Annotated in this window: 16 protein-coding genes; 14 read left to right on the forward strand and 2 right to left on the reverse strand. The window is 65.8% G+C overall.

From position 1 onward, the window contains the following. Positions 1 to 32: 32 nt before the first annotated feature. The 14 genes from pyk (at position 33) to ACZ92H_RS14605 (ending at position 18,908) form a co-directional block, all read left to right on the forward strand. A complete protein-coding gene (gene pyk, locus ACZ92H_RS14540; protein WP_465049907.1) occupies positions 33 to 1,493 on the forward strand; it encodes a pyruvate kinase in 1,461 nt (486 codons plus the stop codon). Between the two features lie 239 nt (positions 1,494 to 1,732). Next, the gene (locus ACZ92H_RS14545; RefSeq protein ID WP_465049908.1) at positions 1,733 to 2,530 is read left to right on the forward strand and encodes a heparin lyase I family protein; all 798 of its coding nucleotides are present in this window, start codon (positions 1,733 to 1,735) and stop codon (positions 2,528 to 2,530) included. 25 nt (positions 2,531 to 2,555) lie between these two features. Continuing rightward, entirely contained in the window at positions 2,556 to 3,464 is a 909-nt protein-coding gene (locus ACZ92H_RS14550; RefSeq protein WP_465049909.1) for a heparin lyase I family protein, read from the forward strand. A gap of 572 nt (positions 3,465 to 4,036) precedes the next feature. Continuing rightward, positions 4,037 to 4,609, forward strand: coding sequence for a (2Fe-2S)-binding protein (locus tag ACZ92H_RS14555; protein WP_131368950.1), 573 nt, complete (start codon positions 4,037 to 4,039; stop codon positions 4,607 to 4,609). After that, complete coding sequence (locus tag ACZ92H_RS14560; protein WP_465049910.1) at positions 4,606 to 5,640, forward strand: FAD binding domain-containing protein; 1,035 nt, start codon at positions 4,606 to 4,608, stop codon at positions 5,638 to 5,640. Before ACZ92H_RS14555 ends, ACZ92H_RS14560 begins: the two co-directional genes overlap by 4 nt. After that, positions 5,637 to 7,931, forward strand: coding sequence for a xanthine dehydrogenase family protein molybdopterin-binding subunit (locus tag ACZ92H_RS14565; RefSeq protein WP_465049911.1), 2,295 nt, complete (start codon positions 5,637 to 5,639; stop codon positions 7,929 to 7,931). Before ACZ92H_RS14560 ends, ACZ92H_RS14565 begins: the two co-directional genes overlap by 4 nt. A gap of 171 nt (positions 7,932 to 8,102) precedes the next feature. Next, complete coding sequence (locus ACZ92H_RS14570) at positions 8,103 to 8,609, forward strand: sigma-70 family RNA polymerase sigma factor (protein ID WP_465049912.1); 507 nt, start codon at positions 8,103 to 8,105, stop codon at positions 8,607 to 8,609. 8 nt (positions 8,610 to 8,617) lie between these two features. Then, positions 8,618 to 9,583, forward strand: a complete 966-nt coding sequence (locus ACZ92H_RS14575; RefSeq protein ID WP_465049913.1) for a FecR domain-containing protein — start codon at positions 8,618 to 8,620, stop codon at positions 9,581 to 9,583. Between the two features lie 91 nt (positions 9,584 to 9,674). After that, a complete protein-coding gene (locus tag ACZ92H_RS14580) occupies positions 9,675 to 12,191 on the forward strand; it encodes a TonB-dependent siderophore receptor (RefSeq protein WP_465049914.1) in 2,517 nt (838 codons plus the stop codon). A 74-nt stretch (positions 12,192 to 12,265) separates the two neighbouring features. Then, positions 12,266 to 12,634, forward strand: a complete 369-nt coding sequence (locus ACZ92H_RS14585) for a hypothetical protein (RefSeq protein WP_131368956.1) — start codon at positions 12,266 to 12,268, stop codon at positions 12,632 to 12,634. Beyond that, on the forward strand, positions 12,601 to 13,287 hold the full coding sequence (locus tag ACZ92H_RS14590; protein WP_465049915.1) for a hypothetical protein: 687 nt from the start codon (positions 12,601 to 12,603) through the stop codon (positions 13,285 to 13,287). Before ACZ92H_RS14585 ends, ACZ92H_RS14590 begins: the two co-directional genes overlap by 34 nt. Before the next feature lie 59 nt (positions 13,288 to 13,346). Then, a complete protein-coding gene (locus ACZ92H_RS14595; protein ID WP_131368958.1) occupies positions 13,347 to 13,832 on the forward strand; it encodes a nuclear transport factor 2 family protein in 486 nt (161 codons plus the stop codon). Positions 13,833 to 14,206: 374 nt separating this feature from the next. Beyond that, entirely contained in the window at positions 14,207 to 17,899 is a 3,693-nt protein-coding gene (locus tag ACZ92H_RS14600) for a PAS domain S-box protein (protein ID WP_465049916.1), read from the forward strand. A gap of 13 nt (positions 17,900 to 17,912) precedes the next feature. Then, positions 17,913 to 18,908 carry a response regulator gene (locus ACZ92H_RS14605; RefSeq protein ID WP_465049917.1) on the forward strand — a complete coding sequence of 332 codons (996 nt, stop codon included), beginning with the start codon at positions 17,913 to 17,915 and terminating at the stop codon, positions 18,906 to 18,908. 346 nt (positions 18,909 to 19,254) lie between these two features. On the opposite strand, the gene ACZ92H_RS14610 is transcribed toward ACZ92H_RS14605, so the two are convergent. Continuing rightward, the gene (locus ACZ92H_RS14610; protein ID WP_465049918.1) at positions 19,255 to 21,132 is read right to left on the reverse strand and encodes an esterase/lipase family protein; all 1,878 of its coding nucleotides are present in this window, start codon (positions 21,130 to 21,132) and stop codon (positions 19,255 to 19,257) included. Position 21,133: 1 nt separating this feature from the next. Further along, the gene (locus tag ACZ92H_RS14615; protein WP_131368962.1) at positions 21,134 to 21,910 is read right to left on the reverse strand and encodes a DUF481 domain-containing protein; all 777 of its coding nucleotides are present in this window, start codon (positions 21,908 to 21,910) and stop codon (positions 21,134 to 21,136) included. Between the last annotated feature and the right edge of the window lie 414 nt (positions 21,911 to 22,324).

Genomic DNA, 22,324 nt, shown 5'->3' on the forward strand with positions numbered 1-22,324 from the left:
TAACACGACTCATTAATAGAAGGCAGCACACCATGACCATGCAAGTACAGCAACGCGCCACCAAGATCGTTTCCACCATCGGCCCCGCTTCCAACGATATCGATACCCTGGTCCGCATGTTCAAGGCCGGCGTCGACGTCGTGCGCCTGAACTTCTCGCATGGCAAGGCGCAAGACCATATCGACCGCGCCCGCATGGTGCGCGAAGCGGCAGCCCTGTGCGGCCGCGAAGTGGCCATCATGGCCGACTTGCAAGGCCCAAAGATTCGGGTTGGCAAGTTTGACGAAGGCAAGATTTTCCTGGAAAACGGCGCCAAGTTCATCCTCGACGCGAAGTGGGGCGAAAACGGCGAACTGGGCAACCTCGAGCGCTGCGGCCTCGATTACAAGGAATTGCCGCGCGACTTGCGCACGGCCGACGTGCTGCTGCTGAATGACGGCTTGATCGTCTTGACGGTGGATAAGGTCATCGGCAGCGAAATCCATACGACAGTGAAAATCGGCGGCGAATTGTCGAACAACAAGGGCATCAACCGCCAGGGCGGCGGCCTGTCGGCGCCGGCCTTGACGGCGAAGGACATGGAAGACGTGAAGACGGCGATGAGCTTCCAGGCCGATTACGTGGCCGTGTCCTTCCCGAAAAACGCCACCGACATGGTGATGGCGCGCCAGCTGGCGAACATCGCCGGCGAGGCGTGGGACCACAAGCCGATGATGATCGCCAAGATCGAGCGCGCGGAAGCCATTCCCGCACTGCAGGAAATCCTTGACGCCTCCGACGGCATCATGGTGGCGCGCGGCGACCTGGCGGTCGAGGTGGGCAATGCGGCCGTGCCGGCCCTGCAAAAGCGCATGATCAAGATGGCGCGCGCGTCTAATAAACTGGCGATCACGGCCACGCAGATGATGGAATCGATGATCGTCAACGCCGTGCCGACGCGCGCGGAAGTGTCCGACGTGGCCAATGCCGTGCTCGATGGCACGGATGCCGTGATGACCTCGGCGGAAACGGCTTCCGGCCGCTATCCGATCGAAACGGTGGAAGCCATGGCCGCCATCTGCCTGGATGCGGAAAAATGGGATACCTGCAAGCTCGATGCCGATTTCCTCAACGCCACATTCTCGCGCATCGACCAGTCGATCGCCTACGGCGCCTTGTTTACAGCCCATCACCTGCGCGTAAAAGCCATCGCCACCCTGACGGAATCGGGTTCTACGGCCCTGTGGATGAGCCGCTGCAACATCGACATCCCCATCGTCGCCCTGACCCCGAGCGTGGGCACGCGCCGCAAGCTGGCCCTGTACCGCAACGTCAGCACCCTGGAACTGACGTCCGGCACGGACCGCGACAAGGTCTTGCAGCAGGCGGAAGACTTGCTGGTGGAGCATAAGGTCGTGGCCAAGGGCGACACCGTCGTGCTGACCTGGGGCGAGCCGATGGGCAAGGTGGGCGGCACGAACGCGCTGAAGATCATGAAGATCGGCCAGCACTGACCGCTTTCGCCGCACCCGCCAGTCGGGTCCGGCACTGTCCTGTCATGCTTGATGGGCCCGCCATGTGTCGCAATATGGCGGGCCCGTTCATTTCTATCGCGTCACTTCACGGCGGCTTGCGCTAGGCAATGCGCGGATGGAGGCGAGCAAGCAGGAAATCACGCCAGCATTGTCAAAAATAGTATATTTAAATATAATTGCATGCATCGTCTTTCGATGGCCCACTCTCAAAGGCATGCATGCAGCCATTTCGTCTCGCCCTCATCCCTGTATTGGCCACGGCATATTGGCACGCATCGGTTCTGGCCGCCGTCTTGCCCGCCGTTCCAGCGACGGACGTCGCCCAGCATTTCACTGATTACTATGGCGTGCGCCAGCATGCTCAGGGACGGGTTCTTGTTACGACGGTCAACTTGGGGGGTGTCGCACGCCCCGTGGTGCGCACTGACTGGTACGGCACGGATGCAATACGCCACAGCGATGTTTACCCGCTGAATAAACAGCATCCCGTGCAGGCGGCCCGCCGCTGGTATGCCATGAGCGTGTTCCTGCCGGCAGACTGGAGTATTACCACTGTCCCCATCACCTTGGCGCAGGTTGATGCGGGTGGCGCGGCAGTTGGCTTGGCGCCGCCGCTGGCCTTGCAAATACATGGTGAGCAACTGATGTTGAACATGAACTTCAATCATCGGACCGGCGATATCACGCCAGCCAATTCCGCGCGCCGCACGGTGTGGGCGGGCCAGGCAACCCTGGGCAGCTGGCACTGCATGGTGGTGCGCGCCGACTGGTCAGCGGTGGCCGGCACCGGTGAATTGCGCGTGTACATGAATGGCAGCTCGAAGGAAACTTTTTTTGCCCGCTCCAGCCATAACAGCTACGCCGGCGCGCTGCATGTGCCGCGCGTCGGCCTGAGCGTGCCGGAAGGGGCGGAGCCCGGCCATCGCATGATGTATGCCGACTTTGTATGGGTGGGGGATGCCGCGGCGTCATTCAACGACATGACGCGCAAGACGCCTTGCTATGTGGCCTCTTGAACTTTCGCTGAGCAAAGGACTTCCCATGCGCCCATTTTTCACTGTTACCGTGCTTGCCTTGCTGGCGGCCGCGCCGCTGCACGCACAAGTCATCAACAGCATCGGCGGGCCGGTGACCACGATGGCGCAGACGGCGACACCGAGACCGGCGAGTTTTGACAACGTGACGACGCGCTATTTCAGCTGGCTGTACGGCATCAGCGCCGGCAATCCGGCCGGCGTGGAATTGGCGGGCGATCCCGCCGTCGCGCACGGGGTCGAAACGCGCAAGGTGTTTCGCATGACCGTCAATGCCGGCGATCCCGATGAATATGGCAAGCGCACCGAGGTGACGCCATCGTACGAAAGAGTGCCGCAGGGGCGGCGCTGGTATGCGGGCGGCGTGTATTTTCCTGCGGACTGGGATTTGACCGGCAAGGATGGCTGGATCGTCGTGTTCCAGGTGCACAGCGCCAGGGGCATCGTGGTTACTTCGCCGCCGTTTTCGATCGTTGCCGATGGCCCGGACCTGCTGCTGGAAACACGGGCCAACCATCGCGATACCTATACATTGAAGAACAATGTCATGGTGCCTGATGCCACGCCGGAAAATACGATGCAGCAACGATTGATGCTTGGAAAGATCGAGCGTGAAAAATGGTATTGCCTGGTGCTCGACGCGGACTGGCAGCATGCGTCAGGGACGGGCGCATCCCGCCTGTGGCTGAATGGCAGACTGGTGTATGAAGGCAGCAACTTTCCTACGCACTATATGAATCTGGACCTGCCGTCGCGTGGCAACTACCCCAAGACCGGCGTGTATCTCGGCGGTTTCCAGGATGCGGTGCTGGGCAAGCGGGTAATCTATACCGACTTCATCCATATCGGCGGGCCAGCAAGCGACTATGCGCAGATGGCCGATAGGACGCCATGTGCCTTGTCGCCTGCAAGCTGAGCGGGAAACTAGGCTGCCGTATGGTGCCTGCAGCGTGGATAGGGGAGGGGGATGCCGGCGGCCTCGCTGTTGTCGACAGGCAGATGGCAGGGTGAAAAGAGCAGGCCTGCAGCCTTAAGAATGGCGGAAAAAGACGCCGCCAGCTGCGCCCTTGCTTTGGCATTGCGGTGGCAACTTTTTCATGGCAGCATGCCTCCTTTGCCCAGCAATGCCTGTCTGGGGTTCGCCATGACCGCTTGCCTGCCTGCCCTGACCTGGCTGTTGTCGGCTTTCGCCTGCCTCTGCCTTGCCAAACGCCGGCATCTCGGGGCCACCGCGTTCAGGGCGTCGCTGGTGGCCGTGCTGGGACCGCTTGCCATTCCCTGCGTGCTGCTGGCAAGGCCCGACACCTGCGCTCGGGCGCGAGGCGATGCGCCATGCCGGCGCGGCGGTCCATGTTGATGGCGTCTGCTTGTGCGGCAGACCGACGCACCGCCGGCTTGAATTGCCCATATGTGCGTAAGCGCATATAAGAACCCCCGCTACAATCTTAATATTCAGGCATCCCCACGATACCTCACGAAGGGTTTGCCATGGATACCCGTTTACCTGCACTTCCGCTTGCCTCCGGGCAGGCCGCGCCGCCCGTTCCCCTGTATCCGCTCAGCCTGGGCATCAATGGCCAGCGCCATCAGCTGTACGTGGAAGCGTGGGTCAGCCTGCTCGACCTGCTGCGCGATCGCCTGGGGCTGACGGGCACGAAGAAGGGCTGCGACCACGGCCAGTGCGGCGCCTGCACGGTGCTCGTCGATGGACGGCGGATCAATGCCTGCCTGACCCTGGCCCTGATGCAGGAAGGGCGCGATGTCACCACGGTCGAAGGCATGGCCGACGGCGCGCAGCTGCATCCGCTGCAGCAGGCCTTCATCGCGCATGATGCGTTGCAATGCGGTTACTGTACCCCGGGCCAGCTGTGTTCCGCCATGGGACTGATCGCCGAAGGCCAGGCGCACACGCGCGCGCAGCTGCGCGAGCTGATGAGCGGCAATCTCTGCCGCTGCGGCGCCTATCCGCAAATCACCGCCGCGCTGGCCGAGGTCATGTGCTTGCCGGACGAAACCGGGGACGGCCAGGCCAGTGCGCCGGCCGGCATGGTGCCCGCATGAATCCGCTCTCCTTCGTCGTGCCCTTCGACGTGCCGGCCGCGCTGGCGCAGATCCGCGCGGAAGGCGCGCGCTTTGTTGCCGGCGGCACCAACCTGATCGACCTGATGAAAGAGCGCGTGATGCTGCCCCAGCGGCTGATCGACATCAACCGCCTGGCGCTCGATACCATCGAAGAGGAAGACGCAGGCGGCTTGCTGCTGGGCGCGCTGGCGCGCAATGCGGCCACGGCCTACCATCCGCTGGTGCTGGAGCGCTATCCGCTGCTCAGCGCCGCCATCCTCGCCGGTGCCTCGCCGCAGATCCGCAACATGGCCAGCAATGGCGGCAACCTGCTGCAGCGCACGCGCTGCCATTATTTTTACGACGTGGGCGTGGCGTGCAACAAGCGCGAACCGGGCAGCGGCTGCCCGGCCATCGGCGGCCTGTCGCGCCAGCATGCCATCCTGGGGGCCAGCGCATCGTGCATCGCCACCCATCCGTCCGACATGTGCGTGGCGCTGCGCGCGCTCGACGCCGTCGTCCACGTGGCCTCGCAGGACGGCGAACGGGCCATCGCGTTTGGCGATTTCCACCGCCTGCCCGGCGGGCAGCCGCACATCGACACCACGCTGGCGCCCGATGAACTGATCACGCACATCGCGCTGCCGGCCGCGCCGCAGTTCGCCGCCCATGCCGTCTACCTGAAGCTGCGCGAGCGCACTTCCTACGCCTTCGCGCTGGTGTCGGTGGCCGCCATGCTCGACATCGGCGCAGACGGCGAGATACGCGAAGGCCGGGTGGCGCTGGGCGGCGTGGCGCACAAGCCGTGGCGCGTGCCGGAAGCGGAAGCGATGCTGCAGGGCGCGCCCGATGCTGCCCGCTTCGCCGCCTTTGCCGACCGCCTGCTCGAGGGGGCGCAAGGGCAGGGCGGCAATGATTTCAAGATGGTCATGGCGCGGCGCGCCATCGTGCGGGCCCTGGCGATGGCGGTGGCGGGCACGCATGCCGGCACGGGCCATGGCAGCACCGTGATGGCAAGGGGCGCGGCATGAGCGCATCGGCGGAGGGACTGATTGCCGAACTGCAGACGCCCATGGCGGACCCGGGTACCGGCTACGTGAAGACGGGCGCGCCCGTGGCGCGCGTCGACGGACGCGACAAGGTCACGGGCGCGGCGCGCTATGCGGCGGAAATTCCGGCCGACGGCCTGCTGTACGGCGTGGTGGTCAACAGCACCATCGCGCGGGGCCGCATCGTCTCGTTCGACACGGGCGCGGCGCTGGCCCAGCCAGGCGTGGTCGATGTCATCACCTTCCAGAACCGGCCGAAGATGCGCAGTTACGACCTGTTTTACAAGGACATGACGGCCCCCGGCGGCGCGCCGTTCCGGCCCCTGTACGATGATCAGATCGTCAGCAGCGCCCAGCCCGTGGCGCTGGTGCTGGCCGAAACGTTCGAGGCGGCGCGCCATGCGGCGGCGCTGGTGCAGGTGGCGTATGCGCGGCAGCCGCACGCGACGGGCTTGCTGCGGCATCTGGCGCACACGCACCAGCCGAAAGGATGGAAGGCGGGCTACGCGCCGCCGCCCGATGAAAAAGGCCATGCGGAACAGGCCTGGCAGGCCGCCGACTGCCGGATCGACGCCGAATTCCACGGCGGCGTGGAGCACCATAATCCCATGGAGCTGTTTGCTTCCACCGTGATCCGCGCCGCTGACGGCCACCTGACCATCTACGACAAGACGCAAAGTTCGCAAAACAGCCGCTGGTATGTGTCGCGCGTGTTCGGCCTGCCGAAGTCGCAGGTCACGCTGCGCAATCCCTATGTGGGCGGCGCCTTCGGCGCCGGCCTGCGGCCCCAGTACCAGCTGCCGCTGGCCGTGATGGCGGCGTTGAAATGGCAGCGTTCCGTGCGCGTGGCTATGACGCGCCAGCAGATGTTCAGCTTTGGCCACCGGCCCGAGACGTGGCAGCGGGTCAGGCTGGCGGCCAGCCGCGACGGCGTCCTGCAAGCCATCTGGCACGAGGCGGTGGCGGAAACGTCGCGCTTCGAAGATTACGTGGAAGCGGTGGTCAACTGGTCCGGGCAGCTGTATGCGTGCGCAAACATCCGCCTGGGCTACCGGCTGGTGGCGCTGGACCAGTTCAGCCCCATGGACATGCGCGCGCCGGGCGCTGCCCATGGCGTGCATGCGCTGGAAGTGGCCATGGATGAATTGTCGTACGAACTGGGCATGGATCCGCTGGCCTTGCGCCTGAAAAATTATGCTGAAGTCAATCCCGTCGACGGCTTGCCGTATTCGACCAAGGAACTGCGCGCCTGCTATGCGCAGGGAGCCGAGCGCTTCGGCTGGAGCGGCCGTCCGCTGGCGCCGCGCAGCCGCCAGGAAGGCACGGAATGGGTAGGCTGGGGCATGGCCACCGGCATCTGGGATGCGCTGCAGATGTTCGCGCGCGCCAGCGCCGTGCTGCATGCCGATGGGCGCCTGGTGGTCAGCAGCGCGGCCACCGATATCGGCACCGGCACCTACACCGTCATGGCCACCATCGCCGCCGAGGCGCTGGGCCTGCCGCTGGAAATGGTCGCCTTCCAGCTGGGCGACTCGACCCTGCCGGTGGCGCCCGTCGAAGGCGGTTCCTCGCACGTGGCGACGGTGGGTTCGGCCGTGCAGGGTGCCTGCGAAAAGCTGAAAAAATCCCTGTTCAAGCTGGCCAGCCAGCTGCCAGAGTCGCCCTTTCCCGGCGCGCGCCTGGCCGACGTGGAGTTTGCCGAAGGGCGCGTCCGCCTGCGCCGGGCGCACGACACGGGCATCGCCCTGGCGCAGCTGCTGCAGGCGGCCGAGGTCAGCCGGATCGAGGAAAAATACCTGCTGCTGCCGAACGCGCTCAAGCAGCGAAAATATGCGCGCGCCGTGCATTCGGCCGTGTTCTGCGAAGTGCGCGTGGACGAGGAGCTGGGCACGGTCAAGGTCACGCGCGTGGTCAGCGCCGTGGCGGCGGGGCGCATCATCAACCCGCGCACGGCTGCCAGCCAGGTCAGCGGCGCCGTGGTATGGGGTATCAGCCAGGCCTTGCACGAGGAAACCCTGATGGACCATGGACTGGGCCGTTTCATGAACCACAGCCTGGCCGAATACCACGTGGCCGTGAACGCCGACATCCACGCCATCGACGTCATCTTCGTGCAGGAAGATGACCGCATCGTCAGCCGCCTGGGCGCCAAGGGCGTGGGCGAGATCGGCATCGTGGGCGTGGCGGCCGCCATTTCCAACGCCATCTACCACGCCACGGGCCGCCGTTTGCGCAGCACGCCGATGACGCCCGACAAGGTGATGCGCCCCTGAACGCTGGCGCCAGCGCGCCTGAAACAACAGTTTGCCGGAAAGAGGCGGCGCCGGCATTGACGCCGGGCAGGATGATTTGTGATAATGAGAACTATTATCAATTGGCTTGCCTGTTTTTCAGCCAGCCATCATCCCACGCAGCGCCTCGCACCGGGCGCAACGGAGTTCCCAGTGAGCATTGCGCAATCCAGCGAGTCGATAGCCGTCATCTACAGCAATCATCATGGTTGGCTGATGCGCTGGCTGCGTGCCAAGCTGCAGTGCGCCGACCATGCGGCCGACCTGGCGCAGGACACCTTCATGCGCCTGCTCACGGCGCCGCACGACAGCCGCCAGTCATTGCGCGAGCCGCGTGCCTACCTCACCACCGTGGCGCAGCGCCTGCTGATCGACCATTACCGGCGCCTGTCGCTGGAGCAAGCGTGGCTGGAAACCCTGGCGCAGCAACCCGATTTGCTGATGCAGTCGCCGGAAGAGCGCCTGATCGTGCTGCAGGCATTGCAGCGCATCGACGCCATGCTCGACGGCCTGGCGCCGCTGGTGCGCAGCGCCTTTCTGCTGGCCCATGTCGATGGCCTCGGCTATGCGGAGATTGCCCGGCGCCTGGGCGTCAGCGAGCGCAGCATCAAGCGCTATATGGTGCAGGCGTTCGAGCGCTGCATCCTGCTGATCCTGTGAACGCCGGCATGGCGGCCATCGATCCGCGTGCCGCGCGCGAAGCGGCCCAGTGGCTGGTGCGCCTGCATGCGGGCGCCTTGCAAGCGGACGAGCAACTGGCATTCCAGGCCTGGCGCGCCAGCGATGCCGCGCATGAAGCGGCCTGGCAGCGGGCCGAGCTGGTATGCAGCACGCTGGCCAGGGTACCGCCCGCGCTGCGCCAGGCGGCGGAAGAAATGCCGCGCTCGCCGCGCCGGCGCGCCGTGGTGCTTGGCCTGGCCGGGCTGATCGTGGCAGGCCCCGCGCTGTGGCTGGCCAGCCAGTCGGCACCGTGGCAGGCGTGGCGCGCCGCCATCCGTACGGCCAGGGGCGAGATCCGGCACATGAACTTGCCCGATGGAACGCAACTGGTGCTCAACACGGACACGGCCATCGACGTGCATTTCAATGCGCTGGCGCGCGCCATCGTGCTGCATGCGGGCGAGCTGCACGCGGGGACGGCGCATGACCGGGCCGCGCCGGCGCGACCGTTCCTCGTGCACACCAGCAATGGCGTGGTGCGCGCGCTGGGCACGCATTTCAGCGTGCGCCATGGCGGCACCCTGCTGGCGCCGCGCACGCAGGTCGGCGTCAGCCTGGGCGCCGTCGATGTCCGGCCGGCCCGGGCGCCCGATGCCCTGCGCCGGGTCAGTGCGGGGCAGCAGGGCAGTTTCGATGACGTGGCCGTATCCGCCCTGACGCCGCTGGCGCCGCATGCGGGCGCGTGGCTGCAGGGCGTGCTGATCGCCGAGCGCATGCCGCTGGGCCAGGTGCTGGAGCACGTGGCGCGCTACCGCTACGGCGTGATCCGCTGCGATCCGGCGCTCGCCGGCATGCCGGTGGACGGCATCTTCCAGTTGCGGGAGCCGGAGAAGATCCTCGCCTTGCTGCAGCACTCGCTGCCGGTACGCATGACGCGCCGCACGCGCTACTGGATCAGTGTCGAGGCAGCTTGAAGACAGAATGACGCATCGCCTGTCCCTTTTCGCGGCTTCCTTCGTCATACAAGGTAGAGAAGGAATCATCCGAACCACCGAAAGGGTAGACATGGCTTTGCAGCACCGTATCTTTGCACCAGCACGACTGACGCTCCATCCCACCACCGGCGCCGTGCGTGCCGCGCTGGTCCTGTTCCTCGCCGTGGGCGCCGCCGGCGCCAGCCTGCCGCAGATGGCGCTGGCGGCCGAGGCCAGCCAGGCGGCCGGCGCGCGCGATTACCATATTCCCGCTGGCAGCTTGCGCGGCGCGCTGTCGTCGTTTGCCATCGCGTCCGGCGTCAACCTGTCCATGCAGGGCGTGGCGCTCGATGGCCTGGCGACACCTGGCTTGCAAGGCAGCCATGGCGTCGCGGCCGGCTTGCAAAAGCTGTTGCAGGGCAGCGGCCTGGAGGTCGTCGAGGTCGGCAATGGCGGCGGCAATGGCAGTTACCAGTTGCGCAAAGTGAGCAGCGTGGCCGGCGGCGCGGACGATGGCGGCCTGGACAGCATGCCTGCCGTCGTCGTCAGTGCCGAAGCGGAGCGCGCCACGGAAGGCACGGGCTTGTACACGGCGCGCAACATGTCGACGGCCACGGGCTTGAACCTGTCGCAGCGCCATACGCCGCAGACGGTGAGCGTCATTTCGCGCCAGCAAATGGAAGACTTTGACTTGACCACCCTGCAGGACGTGGCCCGCGCCACGCCTGGCATCTATGGCAAGTCGCAAGGCGTGTCCGACCAGGAAACCACGTATTTCGCGCGCGGCTTCGCCTTGAGCCACGTGAATGTCGATGGCTTGCCGCTGGACGTCACGGGTTTCAACGAACGCAACGTCTCGGCCGACATGCTGATGTACGACCGGGTGGAAGTGGTGCGCGGCGCCACGGGCCTGATGGAAGGGGCGGGCGCGCCCTCGGGCAGCATCAACATGATACGCAAGCGTCCCACGGCCACGCCCCTGCTGAATGCCACGGCGCAGCTGGGCAGCTGGAAGGACCGGCAATGGACGGTCGACGCCAGCAATGCGCTGAATGCATCGGGCACCGTGCGCGGGCGCGCGGCGGCCAGCTGGCGCGACAGCGACAGCTTCGTCGACGTGGTCAACAACAGGAACGGCACCGTGTATGCCATCGTGGAAGCAGACCTGACGCCATCGACGACGGCCGCCGTCGGCTTGTCGCGCCAGCACAGCCGCACCGATGGCGTGTTCGTCGGCTTGCCGACCTTCACCGATGGTCGCCACATGGACTTGCCCCGCTCGACGTTCCTGAATAACGCCGACTCGTTCCAGAAGCGCGACAACAACGTCGTCTTCGCCGACCTGGAAACAGTGCTGGCGCAGGGCTGGCGCAGCCGCTTCGCCATCACGCGCATCGATGCCTCCTCGTCGACGCGCAACACGACCAACAGCCGCATCGATGGCGAAGTCTACCGCTTCAACCAGTCGGAAACGGGCTGGAAGTACAACACCGAGCAAGTGGTGGCGGACTGGCGCCTGAGCGGTCCCGTCGACTGGTTTGGCCGCCGGCATGATGTGATCGTGGGCGCCAGCTATCGCCACGACGATTCGGATGCGGGCCAGAGCTGGGAGGGGGCGGCAACGCGCGTGATCGACATCCGCCACTGGAACCCGCATGCCTACCCGATGCGCGGCACGGCCTTCGAGCCGTACAACTGGGGGCGCAAGACGGATGAAAAGGGGCTGTATGCGGCGGGCAATTTCAGCCTGGCCGATCCGCTGCGCCTGGTGCTGGGCGGGCGCTTCGGCTGGTATGCGCAGGATGTCACGGGCTGGTACTCCACCGATCCCGTCTGGCGCCGCAGCCTGACGGAAAACGCCAAATTCACGCCGTACGCTGGCCTCGTCTATGACGTGGACCGGCACCATTCCGTGTATGCGAGCGGCACGCAGATTTTCGAGCCGCAAAGTTCGCTCGATGTGCGCGGCAACACCTTGCCGCCTTTGAGCGGCACCAACCTGGAAGTGGGCGTGAAGGGCGAGTATTTCGGCGGCAGGCTCAATGCCAGCGGCGCCGTGTTCCGCGTCAAGCAAAACAACCGCGCCATGGCCGATGAACAGAATTGTCCCACGGGCGGCGCCATTTACTGCGCCCGCGCGGCCGGACAGGTGAAAAGCGAGGGCATCGACTTGCAGGTGTCCGGCTCGCCGCTGCCGGGCTGGCAGATCACGGGCGGCTACACCTATGTGCTGGCCCGGTACGCGCAGGACAGGGTGGCGGCGAATATCGGCCAGCGCATCGCCACCGACGAGCCGAAGCAGCTGTTCAAGCTTTTCACGAACGTGCAGCTGAGCGGCCGCCTGGCAAAATGGAACGTGGGCGGCTCCGTCACCGCGCAGGACCAGATCTACCGCCGCGACACGGATTACCTGACGCGGCAGGGCGGTTATGCGCTCGTCGGGCTGATGGCCGGCTACCGCTTCAGCGAGCAGGTCCAGCTGCGCGTGAATATCGACAATCTGCTCGACCGCCGCTACTACCAGGCGCTGGGCTATGCCTGGTCCGGCGGGCTGGAGCGCTACGGCGCGCCGCGCAGCGTGCTGTTCTCGCTCAGCTACAAGATGTAAGGGGGGCTTAGCGGAGCGCGCCCCTTGCGGCGCCTCTGCTACACTGCCGCCGTCCCCACTTTTTCATGCTTCCCATGTCCGCCACGCCCATCCTCACGCCCCTGAAAAACGCCTTCCAGCAGTCGCGCGCGCAGAATAATATCGAACTGATCCTGCCGGAGCTGCTGGCCGCGCAGTTGCACGTCGTCATCGGCGGACAAAGCGAGCAGATCGACCTGTTCCTCGTGCCGTCGCCGAATCCCGAGCGCCAGTGCGTGACGGTGGCGGAAGACCCGGCCTTCCTCGCGGGCATCGCTTTCCCGACCATCCCCGTGACGGGCGCGCAATTGCTCGCCTCGATTCCGGCCGAGATCGAAATTATCCTCCTGCATGGCGATGGCGCCAATTACCTGACGCGCGAGCAGCTGGCATGGTTCCGCGGCATGCTGGCGGCAACCGCTTGAGTGGCGCGCCGGCGCGCCAGCTGAAACCGGCGCGCGCGGAATGGATACGCTTTGCGCCCGCCGACGAAGCCGCGGCCGATGCGGCGCTGCAGGAAAACGCGCGGCCCCTGCTGTGGCGCAGCGTGCTGCTGGGCGGATGCGCGCTGATCCTTGGTTTCGTCGCCCAGGCCGTCTGGCGCGACCTGCCGTATGCGGGCGAGGCCGTGCTGTTCAGTCCGTTGGCCCTGGCCGCCTGGATCATCGGCCTGCTCGTATTTCCGGCGCGTAATTTTCTCTTCCATGTCGAGCTCAACGACGCAGGCTTGCGGCTGCGGCGCCAGGCACGGCGCTTGCCGGGCTGGGACAAGACGGTACAGCTGGACCTGGCGCAACTGCAGCGGCTGGAACTGGTCAGCCATGCGGGCGCATTTTCCGTCTACCGGGGTTCACCGCCGCTGGCGCGCGTGGACTTGCTGCTGCATACCACGCGGGCGGATTTCCCCCTGATCCGCGTGGTGGGCCTGGACTTGCCCGTGCCGCAGCGGTGGTCGTTGCTGCAAATCAAGGAAGAGCTGTGCCGCCGCTGTAAGCTTGCCGGTATTGCCGTCAGCGCGACGGTCGGCCCCCATTGCCAGCCGAGCGCCGCCATCCGCGCAGGCTGGCCGCAGGCGTAATTGACCCTGGTATGATGCAGACACGCCGGCCCCGTGAGTACCGGTGCAAAGGAAATGCCATGCGTTTTTGCTTGTCCCGTCCCTTGCCGCAGCTGTGCGCCATGCTTGCCTGCGCTGCGTTTTCCCTGCCTGCCAGCGCGGCCGAGCCGACGCTGGAAGCGACCATCGCGGCGCTGGACGCGAAGGCGTTCGATGCCTTCAATCACTGCGCGGAAGCGGGGCGCCTGCAGGAACATGCGACGTATTTTGCGCCGGACGTGGAGTTTTACCACGACCAGGGCGGGGTGACGTGGACCCGCGACGCCATGCTGGCCAACACGCAAAAATATGTATGCGGCAAGTTCCGCCGCGAGCTCGTCGCCGGTTCCCAGCGCGTCTATCCGATCAAGGATTTTGGCGCCATCGAGCAGGGCGCGCACCGTTTTTGCCAATTTGACACGGGCAGCTGCGATGGCCTGGCCGATTTCACCATCATCTGGAAGCACGGCCCCGGCGGCTGGCAAATGACGCGCGTGCTCAGCTACGGGCACCGCGAAAGCAAATAGGGGCCGGCGGCGGGCGAGTGTCGCGGCCTGGCCGCAGAATATGTATTTTGTGGCAACTATATTGCTGAAGTCCTATGAATATTTTCGTAAAGCAACTATACTCATGGCTCTTGAAAAAATCATCGTCACGCTGGCGGCCAGAAATCCGCGCCAGAGTTCGTACGCAATCCGCTTTTTCTGTCTGAAATAGCACCTTTCCCCCGCGCGGCAGGCGCGGGCGTGATGACCGAGCCTTGCCCTGGTCGACTGCTACCGTTGTCATTTCCGCTGTGTTGCCGCTTTAGTAAAAAGCCTGGCGCCGGCGCGCGGTGCGCCGTCATGTCTTGCGACGTTAGTTTTCACCCTACTTATGCCACGACCGTATGTTTAGTTCCATGTTTGACGTCTCTGACGCAGCGCTGCCGTATATCTATGGCACGCACAATTACTGGCTGGTGCTGTTTTCCATCGGCATCGCCATCTTTGCTTCGTTCATGGCCTTGCAGATCGCCGGCATGGCGCGCAGCAGCGAGCGCGGCTTTCAACGGCAGACGGCCATCATCACGGGCGCCATTGCGCTCGGTGGCGGCATCTGGTCGATGCACTTCATCGGCATGCTGGCCTTCGACATCTGCACGCGCGTATCGTTTGATCCCAGCCTGACGCTGCTGTCGATGCTGCCAGGCGTGGCTGCCTCGTGGGTGGCGCTGCACTTGCTGGCGCGCCCGCGCATCAGCTGGCGCCAGCTGGCGGTGGGCGGCGTGCTGGTGGGCATGGGCATCGGCTCCATGCATTACAGCGGCATGGCCGCCATGCAAACTTCGCTCACGCTGCATTATCAGCCGTGGCTGTTCGCCCTGTCGCTGCTGGTGGCCGTCGCCATGGCCATGCTGGCGCTGTGGATACGCTTTGGCCTGAACGCCTTGCGCGTGCGCTTGAGTGCTTTGACTTCGCTGCTGGTCAGCAGCGCGGTGATGGGCCTGGCCATCTCCGGCATGCACTATACGGGCATGCTGGCGGCGCGCTTTTCCGGCACGCCGACCCTGGGCGACAACACGATCACCGTGCAGGCGTCGTTCGTGGCGCTGGCCGTGGCCCTCATTACCGTCACCCTGACCGTCTTCGTGGCGGCCGCGAATGGCTTGCTGCGCTACCGCCAGCTGCTGCGCCATGCCAATGCCAGCGAATCGCGCCTGCGCGCCATCGTCGACACGGCCGCCGACGGCCTGATCACCATCGATGCGCAAGGCAAGGTGCGCTCCTTCAATCCGGCCGCCGAAGCGCTGTTTGGCTGGCGCGAAGCCGACATCGTGGGGCGCGACGCCAGCATGCTGCTGCAGCCGGCCGATGCGGCGCAATACCTGGGCTATCTGCGCGACTACCTGGCAACGGGCACTTCGCGCATCCTCGACAGCGGCCGCGAACTCGATGGCTGCCACAAGGACGGCGCCGTGCTGCCGATGCGCGTGGCGATCGGCAAGATCGACACGCCGGGCCAGGCCCTGTTCGTGGCGTTCGTCACGGACATGCGCTCGTCGCGCAACATGGAGCAGGCGCTGAAGGACAGCGAGCGCCAGTACCGCACCCTGATCCGCAATATTCCCGGCGTCTCCTTCCATTGCAGCTTTGCGCCCGAATGGAAGATGATCTTCATCAGCGACGCCGTCTTCAACCTGACGGGCTGGATGCCGCAGGACTTCATCGAGGGCCGTATCAGCGTGTTCGACCTGGTGCACCCGGATGACCGCCAGCGCGTCAATGACACCTGCGTGCAGGCGGCCAGTGAAAAACGCGATTTCGAGAACGTCTACCGCATGATCCACCGCGACGGGCGCGAGCGCTGGGTGCGCGAAAGCAGCGGCCCCGTGCTGGACAACGACGGCGTGGTGCGCTGGATCGACGGCGTCATCCTCGACATCACGGAAAGCGAGTTGCGCAACGCCGAGTACGAAGGCAAGGTGACGGCCATTTCGCGCGCGCTGGCCGTGTGCGAGTTCGATCTGCAGGGCCGCATTCTGACGGCCAACCAGAACTTCCTCGACCTCGTCGGCTACCAGCTCGACGACGTGCTGGGCCTGCATCACAGCGTCTTTTGCGAGCCGGCGTACGTGACGTCGCCCGCCTATGCGGCGTTCTGGCAGCAACTGGCGCAGGGCGAATTCGACGCGGCCGAATACAAGCGCATCGGCAAGGATGGCAAGGAAGTGTGGATACAGGCCTCGTACAACCCGATTTTCAATACGGACGGCAAGCCGTTCAAGGTGGTGAAATTTGCCACCGACGTCAGCGGGCGGCGCGCCATGCAGGAAAACCTGCGCGCGGCGAAAGACCGCGCCGAGCTGGCCGCCGAGTCGAAGACCAGCTTCCTGGCCAACATGAGCCATGAAATCCGCACGCCCATGAATGCCATCATCGGTTTCACGGAAGTATTGCTGGGAACGGCTCTGGACAGCCTGCAGCGCCGCCACCTGGGCACGGTGCGCCAGTCGGCGCGCTCGCTGCTCGAGCTGCTCAACGATATCCTCGACACGGCGAAGCTGGAAAAAGGCGCCACCGAGCTGGAACTGGTGGACTTTTCGCTGCCGGACCTGGTCGACCACGTGGCCGCGTCGCTGCGCATCACGGCGCATGCGCGCGACCTGGTGCTGCATGTCGACATTGATCCGGGCATGGGCCAGTTTTTCCTCGGCGACGCGCGCCGCGTGCAGCAGGTGCTGACTAACCTGATCGGCAACGCCGTCAAGTTCACGGAAGTGGGCCATGTGCGCGTGGCCGTCGGCATGCAGGGCGAGCAGGTGCACATCGCCGTGCACGACACGGGCATCGGCATTCCCGCCGACCGCCTGGACAAGATCTTCGCCCCGTTCACGCAGGCCGATTCGTCGATGAGCCGGCGCTTTGGCGGCACGGGCCTGGGCACGACGATCTCGCTGCAGCTGGTCGAGCTGATGGGTGGCACCATCACGGTGGAAAGCACCCTGGGCGTGGGCAGCGTGTTTCACGTGCTGCTGCCGCTGGCGCCGGGCAAGGCCGTGTCGCGCCGCAGCGAGCAGCAGATAGTGGCCTTGCCGCCGCTGCGCATCCTGGCGGCCGACGACGTGCCGCAGAACGTCGAACTGCTGTTGATCAGCCTGGGCGCGGCCGGCCATCAGGTGATCACGGCCGGCGATGGCGAAAGCGCCGTGCGCGAATTTGGCAAGGGCAGTTTCGACATCGTCCTGATGGATGTGCAGATGCCGCGCATGGACGGCCTGGAAGCGGCGCGCCTGATCCGCGTGCACGAGCGCGAACAGGGCCTGAAGGCGACGCCGATCATCGCCCTGACGGCCAGCGTGCTGGAACAGGACCGGCGCGCCGCGCAGACGGCGGGCATGAACGGCTTCGCCTCGAAGCCGCTGGAGATGCACAAGCTGACGGCGGAAATCGCGCGCCTGCTCGATATCTCCGTGGCCATGCCGCCGCCTGCCTCCGGCGCGGCGGCGCGGGCCGCCTCCGGCCAGGTCGACTGGCAGCGCGGCATCGCTCTGTGGGGCGGGCGCGAGACCCTGCAGCGTGCCATCGCGCGCTTCGTGCAGGCCAACGGCGATTGCGCCGCCATGCTGGCGGCCGAGCTGGAGCGGGGCGGCAGCAGCGTGGCCGGCCATCTGCTGCACCGTCTCAAGGGCGCGGCCGGCAACCTGTGCCTGGTGCAGGTCGAAAGCCTGCTTGGGCGCATCGAGCAAGCCATCGCGCGCCAGCTGCCCGTCACCGAATTGCTGGTGCAGCTGGCGGCCGCCTTCATGGCGCTGGCCGGCGAACTGGAAGGGGAGCTGCCCGCGCAGGCCGGCGCGACGCCTGATGCGGCCGCGCCGCTCGACGGCGCCGCCGCCGGCGCCTTGCTGCGCCAGGCCATGGCCAGCCTGGAAGGCGGCCAGCTCGATGACGCGCTGATGGCGCGGATCGCCGCCATGCTGGCGCCGCACGGCCAGCAGCAGCGCCTGCAGGCGCTGGCCGGCGCCGTCGACGACTTTGAATTCGCGCGCGCCGTGGCCGTGCTGCGGCAATTGCTGGAGTGGCTGGAGGCGCCCGCGCCGGCCGCGCTTTCCTGATCTGGAACGAGACATGACCTTACACGAAGACAAACCGATCCTGCTGCTGGTCGACGATGAAGCGACCAACCTGCAAGTGCTGCGCCAGATCCTGCAGGACGATTACCGCCTGCTGTACGCCAAGGATGGCGACAAGGCGCTGGAGCTGGCGCAGAACAATGCCGTCGAACTGATCCTGCTCGACATCATGATGCCCGCCATGACGGGCTACGAAGTGTGCCGCCAGCTCAAGGCCATGCCGGCCACGGCTGCCATTCCCGTCATTTTTGTCACGGCCCTGTGCGACGTGAAGGACGAGGCGGACGGCTTTGACGCGGGCGCCGTCGACTACATCACCAAGCCGGTCAGCCCGCCCATCGTGCGCGCCCGCGTGCGCACGCATCTGTCGCTGGTGGATGCGCAGGAATTGCGCCGCTCGCGCCTGCAGGTGATCCAGACCCTGGGCCAGGCGGCCGAATACAAGGATAACGAGACGGGCATGCACGTCATCCGCATGAGCTATTACGCGCGCCAGCTGGCGCTGGCGGCCGGCTATGGCGCGGCCCAGGCGGAAGATCTGCTGAACGCCGCGCCCATGCACGACGTGGGCAAGATCGGCATCCCCGACGCCATCCTGCAAAAGCCGGGCAAGCTCAATGAGGAAGAGTGGAAAGTCATGCGCAGCCACGCGGAAATCGGCGCCGCCATCATCGGCGAGCACGCGGGCGGCCTGCTGAAAATGGCCCGCACCATCGCCCTGACGCACCACGAAAAATGGGATGGCAGCGGCTATCCGCATGGCTTGAAGGGCGAGGAAATTCCCCACGAAGGGCGCATCGTCGCCATCGCCGACGTCTTCGACGCCCTGACCAGCGAACGCCCGTACAAGCGCGCCTGGACCATCGACGAAGCCATCGCCACCATGCGGCGCGACAGCGGCACCCACTTCGACCCGCAGCTGCTGGAACTGTTCATCGGGCAGTTGCCGGCCATGCTGGAGATCAGGGACCAGTGGCGCGAGCCGGCGTAGGCAAGGTACTGGACCTGTGCAGGTGGGGGAGGTCGGGTAGGTCGGCTTAGCGCGGAGCGCGTAAGCCGACATCACCACGGGCGCGGCCAGCAACGCTGTCGGATTACGCGCCATGCGCTGATCCGACCTACGCTGCTGCGCCGCTATCGCAACGGCGGCTCGATCCGGCCTGTGGCCAACAGCCCGGTCATCGGCCCGGTCGGGTAGGTCGGCTTAGCGCGGAGCGCGTAAGCCGACATCACCACGGGCGCGGCCAGCAACGCTGTCGGATTACGCGCCATGCGCTAATCCGACCTACGCTGCTGCGCCGCTATCGCGATGGCGGCTCGATCCGGCCTGCGCCCGCTTACGGCAGGGTGTCGGGCTGGCGCAGGATGCGCCGGATCTCCAAAATCGCCTGCGGGCTTTCCTGCACGCTGTGCCACGAGGGGATGACTTTTTCCGACAGGGCGCCTTCGAGGTGGGCGCTGGCGTAGGGCACCACGCCGTCGCTGGAGTCCGCCAGCGGCAGGTCCGGCGTGTCGTTGCCCATGATGGAGTGGTAGCGCACTTTCGGGCTGATGGGCAGGTCGGCCACCAGGCGCACGAACGGGTCCTTGTCGCTGAGGTTATCGATGCTGTTGGGGATGCGCAGCGGCTCGCTGCCGCCCGTGTCGAGCTGCGCCAGGCTGCCGGCCGCGTCCGACAACTGGTCGAGCATGGTGATGGGCAGGGTGACGAGGTTGGCGATCCAGCGCGCCACCTTGTGGTTGGCGAACGAGGTGCCGCGGTGCGGCGCGGCGATGAAGATGGCGCGGTTCACTTGCGGCATGGCCGTGAAATTCAGGTAGGGCGCCAGGCCGGCGCGCACTTTCTCCGCCTTCTTGCCCTTCAAATTGTATTCTTCCGTGATGGCGTCGAGCAGCGTGTTGCTGGCGTTCGAGACCATCAGGCGCGCCAGCACGCCGCCCATGCTGTGGCCGATCAGCACCATGTCGTTCGCGGCATCGGCCTTGCCTGCCGGGTCGAAATGCGCCAGCGTGGCGTCGAGCGCCTTGCGGATGGCGGCGTTGTTCGCGGCCAGCGGCGCGTTGCTGGGGTAGTACACCTGCCAGATCTGGTAGCGCCGGCGCAGCTGTTCGTCGCCCATCAGTTCGTTCGCCACGTTGATCCACGCTTCCGGGCTGCTGGCCAGGCCGTGCAGCATGACGATGGTGCGGCGCGACGGATCGTACGGCTGCATCAGGTGCACCTGCGGGCGCGAGATGCCGTCGGCGCGGCCGAACAGGGTGCGCAGCGCCTGCACGCCGAAGCCGGAGCGGGCCAGCCACAGGCCGTAGCCGGCCGTGAAATTGGCCGCCACGGGCAGTTGCTGGCCCGCCATGCGGATAGTGGCGCTGCGGTAGGGATCGACCAGCATGACCATCAGCTGCTGCGTGGCCAGCACTGCCTGCAGGCTGTCGCCCTCAAAGCGGATCAGCGCCGTCACGACGGGGAAGCGGGTTTCCTGGAACGCCATGTCATTCGCCTGCGCTGGCTTGGGCATGACGGCCACCAGGTCGGCGCCGAAGCCGTCGCGCCGGTACACATTGCGCAGGCCGGAAAACGACAGCGACGTGGCGGGCAGCAGCTCTTCGGGCAGGGTGCCGTCCGCAGGCAGGCGCAGGGCCGACAGTTCGCTGTCGATCTGCCAGCCTGCGACATGGATGACATGGCCATCGGGGCGGTATTCGCCGCGGTGGCGGAACAGATTGCCGACGGCCTTCTGCACGGCGTAGTTATAGTAGTCGCGGATTTGCGTCTGGCGCTCCTCGAAGGCGCGCTGGCCCGGCGTGCGGGCGGTGTAGAACAGATAGGCGTAGGCGTAGCGCGCCGATTCGAGCCAGGCGGCCAGCAGTTCGGCGCTGGCGTGGTCGCCCTGTTTTTCCTCGGCCAGCGCGCTTTCCAGCCACAGTTCCGACAGGGTGGCCAGGCGCTGCTCGTCGCTGAGCAGGTCGGAGCGGGCCAGGTCGGCGCGGCAGCTGCCCGCATTGGCCTCGCAGGCGGCGATGTCGCTGCCGATGATGCGCAGCACTTCGCTGGCCGCGGCGCTCAATTTTCCCGTGGTGAGGATGTCGCCGCGCCGCTGCTGCAGGTAGTCGGCCGGCGAAATGGCGCTGACGGTGACGGCGGCGCAGCCGCTCAGCAGCGCCGCCGCGCACACGAGGGCGCACAGGCGCAGGCGCCGCATCAGCAAGGCCGGCATGTCAGAACGAGTAGACCAGGGTCAGCGAGGTCTGCGTATCCGTGTTCTTCTTGTCGTCAGGCACGCGCGTGTCGTTGCGGGCGCTGAAAGCGGCTTTCATCTGCATGGTGCCGTTGATCTTGGTGCTGAGGGCCGTTTCGGCGATCGAGTGGGTATTCGACGTGCCGCGTTCCACGCTGACCGTCTGCGTGAACATGGCCGACTGGCTGATCTTCCATTTCATCGCGGCCGCGCCGCGCACCGTCAGGCCGTGTTCCGATTCGCCCGTGTCGTTGGTGCCGCTGAAGTAGCCAGGACCGACTTCCACGTCCACGCTCTTGTCGTTCGACTGGTACCAGCGCGAGCCATGACCGACGGCCAGGGTCGAATACTTGGTATAGGCGCCGAACTTGTCGTTCACGTGCGAGGCCAGCACGAACAGCTTTTCATTATCGGACATCAGCTTGTAGGCGGCCTTGGCGGAGGCGGAAAAGCGTTCGGCCGAGCGTTCGCGGATCTTCGTGCCATCGTCGTTCGTCGTTTCATCTTCCTTGAAGTAGCCGCTGAAGATGTACTGGTTGCTCCAGTCGTCGAGCTCCTGGCGCGCGTCGATCTTGCCCGTGACGGAGGTGCCGACCGTATTGCCGGAGGTGGTGATGGCGCCCAGTTCGGCCGAGGTGCTCCAGCTGCCGATGGGGATTTCATCGAACAGCAGGCTTTGCTTGGTATCTTTGGCGGCGGCGCCGCCGCAGGTGATGGCCAGGGCCAGCGCCAGTGCGAGAGAGTGGGTCGATTTCATGGCTGTGTGCTTGTCTGTGGCGCGCGCCATGCGTGGCGGCGTGCCTGCGGTTCGTAAGTGGCTCGTGATAGTGGTGTCGGTGCTGGCCGCAGCGTGCCGGAAGGCGCTGGAAGCGTGCGCGCGCGGGCGCGGCCATACATTGTCGAGGCTGTATTGTACCCGACCCTGCCATCGTCCGCCGCACGCGGCGGCGCGCAGGAGCGCTGCTATATGGAGGGAAAGATTGCAAACCTGGCATGTGCGGACAATGGCGGGAAAATACCGATGAACCGGCGTGTCGGCGCATGGCGCGGGCGTCGCTGTGCGTGGCGGCGCAGGCGCCTTGTCCTTCGCGGCGCTCGCCAGGCTGCGCGCAAAAGCTCGCCAGACTGCCCCCCATGGCGGCCCGTGTGCGGGGCGGGGCTGGCAAGTGGC

The organism is Janthinobacterium foliorum (genome assembly GCF_978021625.1).

Bases quoted from the DNA above. Each gene is read 5' to 3' on its own strand.
- pyk (WP_465049907.1), top strand. From the start codon at position 33: ATGACCATGCAAGTACAGCAACGCGCCACCAAGATCGTTTCCACCATC.
- ACZ92H_RS14545 (WP_465049908.1), top strand. From the start codon at position 1,733: ATGCAGCCATTTCGTCTCGCCCTCATCCCTGTATTGGCCACGGCATAT.
- ACZ92H_RS14550 (WP_465049909.1), top strand. From the start codon at position 2,556: ATGCGCCCATTTTTCACTGTTACCGTGCTTGCCTTGCTGGCGGCCGCG.
- ACZ92H_RS14555 (WP_131368950.1), top strand. From the start codon at position 4,037: ATGGATACCCGTTTACCTGCACTTCCGCTTGCCTCCGGGCAGGCCGCG.
- ACZ92H_RS14560 (WP_465049910.1), top strand. From the start codon at position 4,606: ATGAATCCGCTCTCCTTCGTCGTGCCCTTCGACGTGCCGGCCGCGCTG.
- ACZ92H_RS14565 (WP_465049911.1), top strand. From the start codon at position 5,637: ATGAGCGCATCGGCGGAGGGACTGATTGCCGAACTGCAGACGCCCATG.
- ACZ92H_RS14575 (WP_465049913.1), top strand. From the start codon at position 8,618: ATGGCGGCCATCGATCCGCGTGCCGCGCGCGAAGCGGCCCAGTGGCTG.
- ACZ92H_RS14580 (WP_465049914.1), top strand. From the start codon at position 9,675: ATGGCTTTGCAGCACCGTATCTTTGCACCAGCACGACTGACGCTCCAT.
- ACZ92H_RS14585 (WP_131368956.1), top strand. From the start codon at position 12,266: ATGTCCGCCACGCCCATCCTCACGCCCCTGAAAAACGCCTTCCAGCAG.
- ACZ92H_RS14590 (WP_465049915.1), top strand. From the start codon at position 12,601: ATGGTTCCGCGGCATGCTGGCGGCAACCGCTTGAGTGGCGCGCCGGCG.
- ACZ92H_RS14595 (WP_131368958.1), top strand. From the start codon at position 13,347: ATGCGTTTTTGCTTGTCCCGTCCCTTGCCGCAGCTGTGCGCCATGCTT.
- ACZ92H_RS14600 (WP_465049916.1), top strand. From the start codon at position 14,207: ATGTTTGACGTCTCTGACGCAGCGCTGCCGTATATCTATGGCACGCAC.
- ACZ92H_RS14605 (WP_465049917.1), top strand. From the start codon at position 17,913: ATGACCTTACACGAAGACAAACCGATCCTGCTGCTGGTCGACGATGAA.
- ACZ92H_RS14610 (WP_465049918.1), bottom strand. From the start codon at position 21,132: ATGCCGGCCTTGCTGATGCGGCGCCTGCGCCTGTGCGCCCTCGTGTGC.
- ACZ92H_RS14615 (WP_131368962.1), bottom strand. From the start codon at position 21,910: ATGAAATCGACCCACTCTCTCGCACTGGCGCTGGCCCTGGCCATCACC.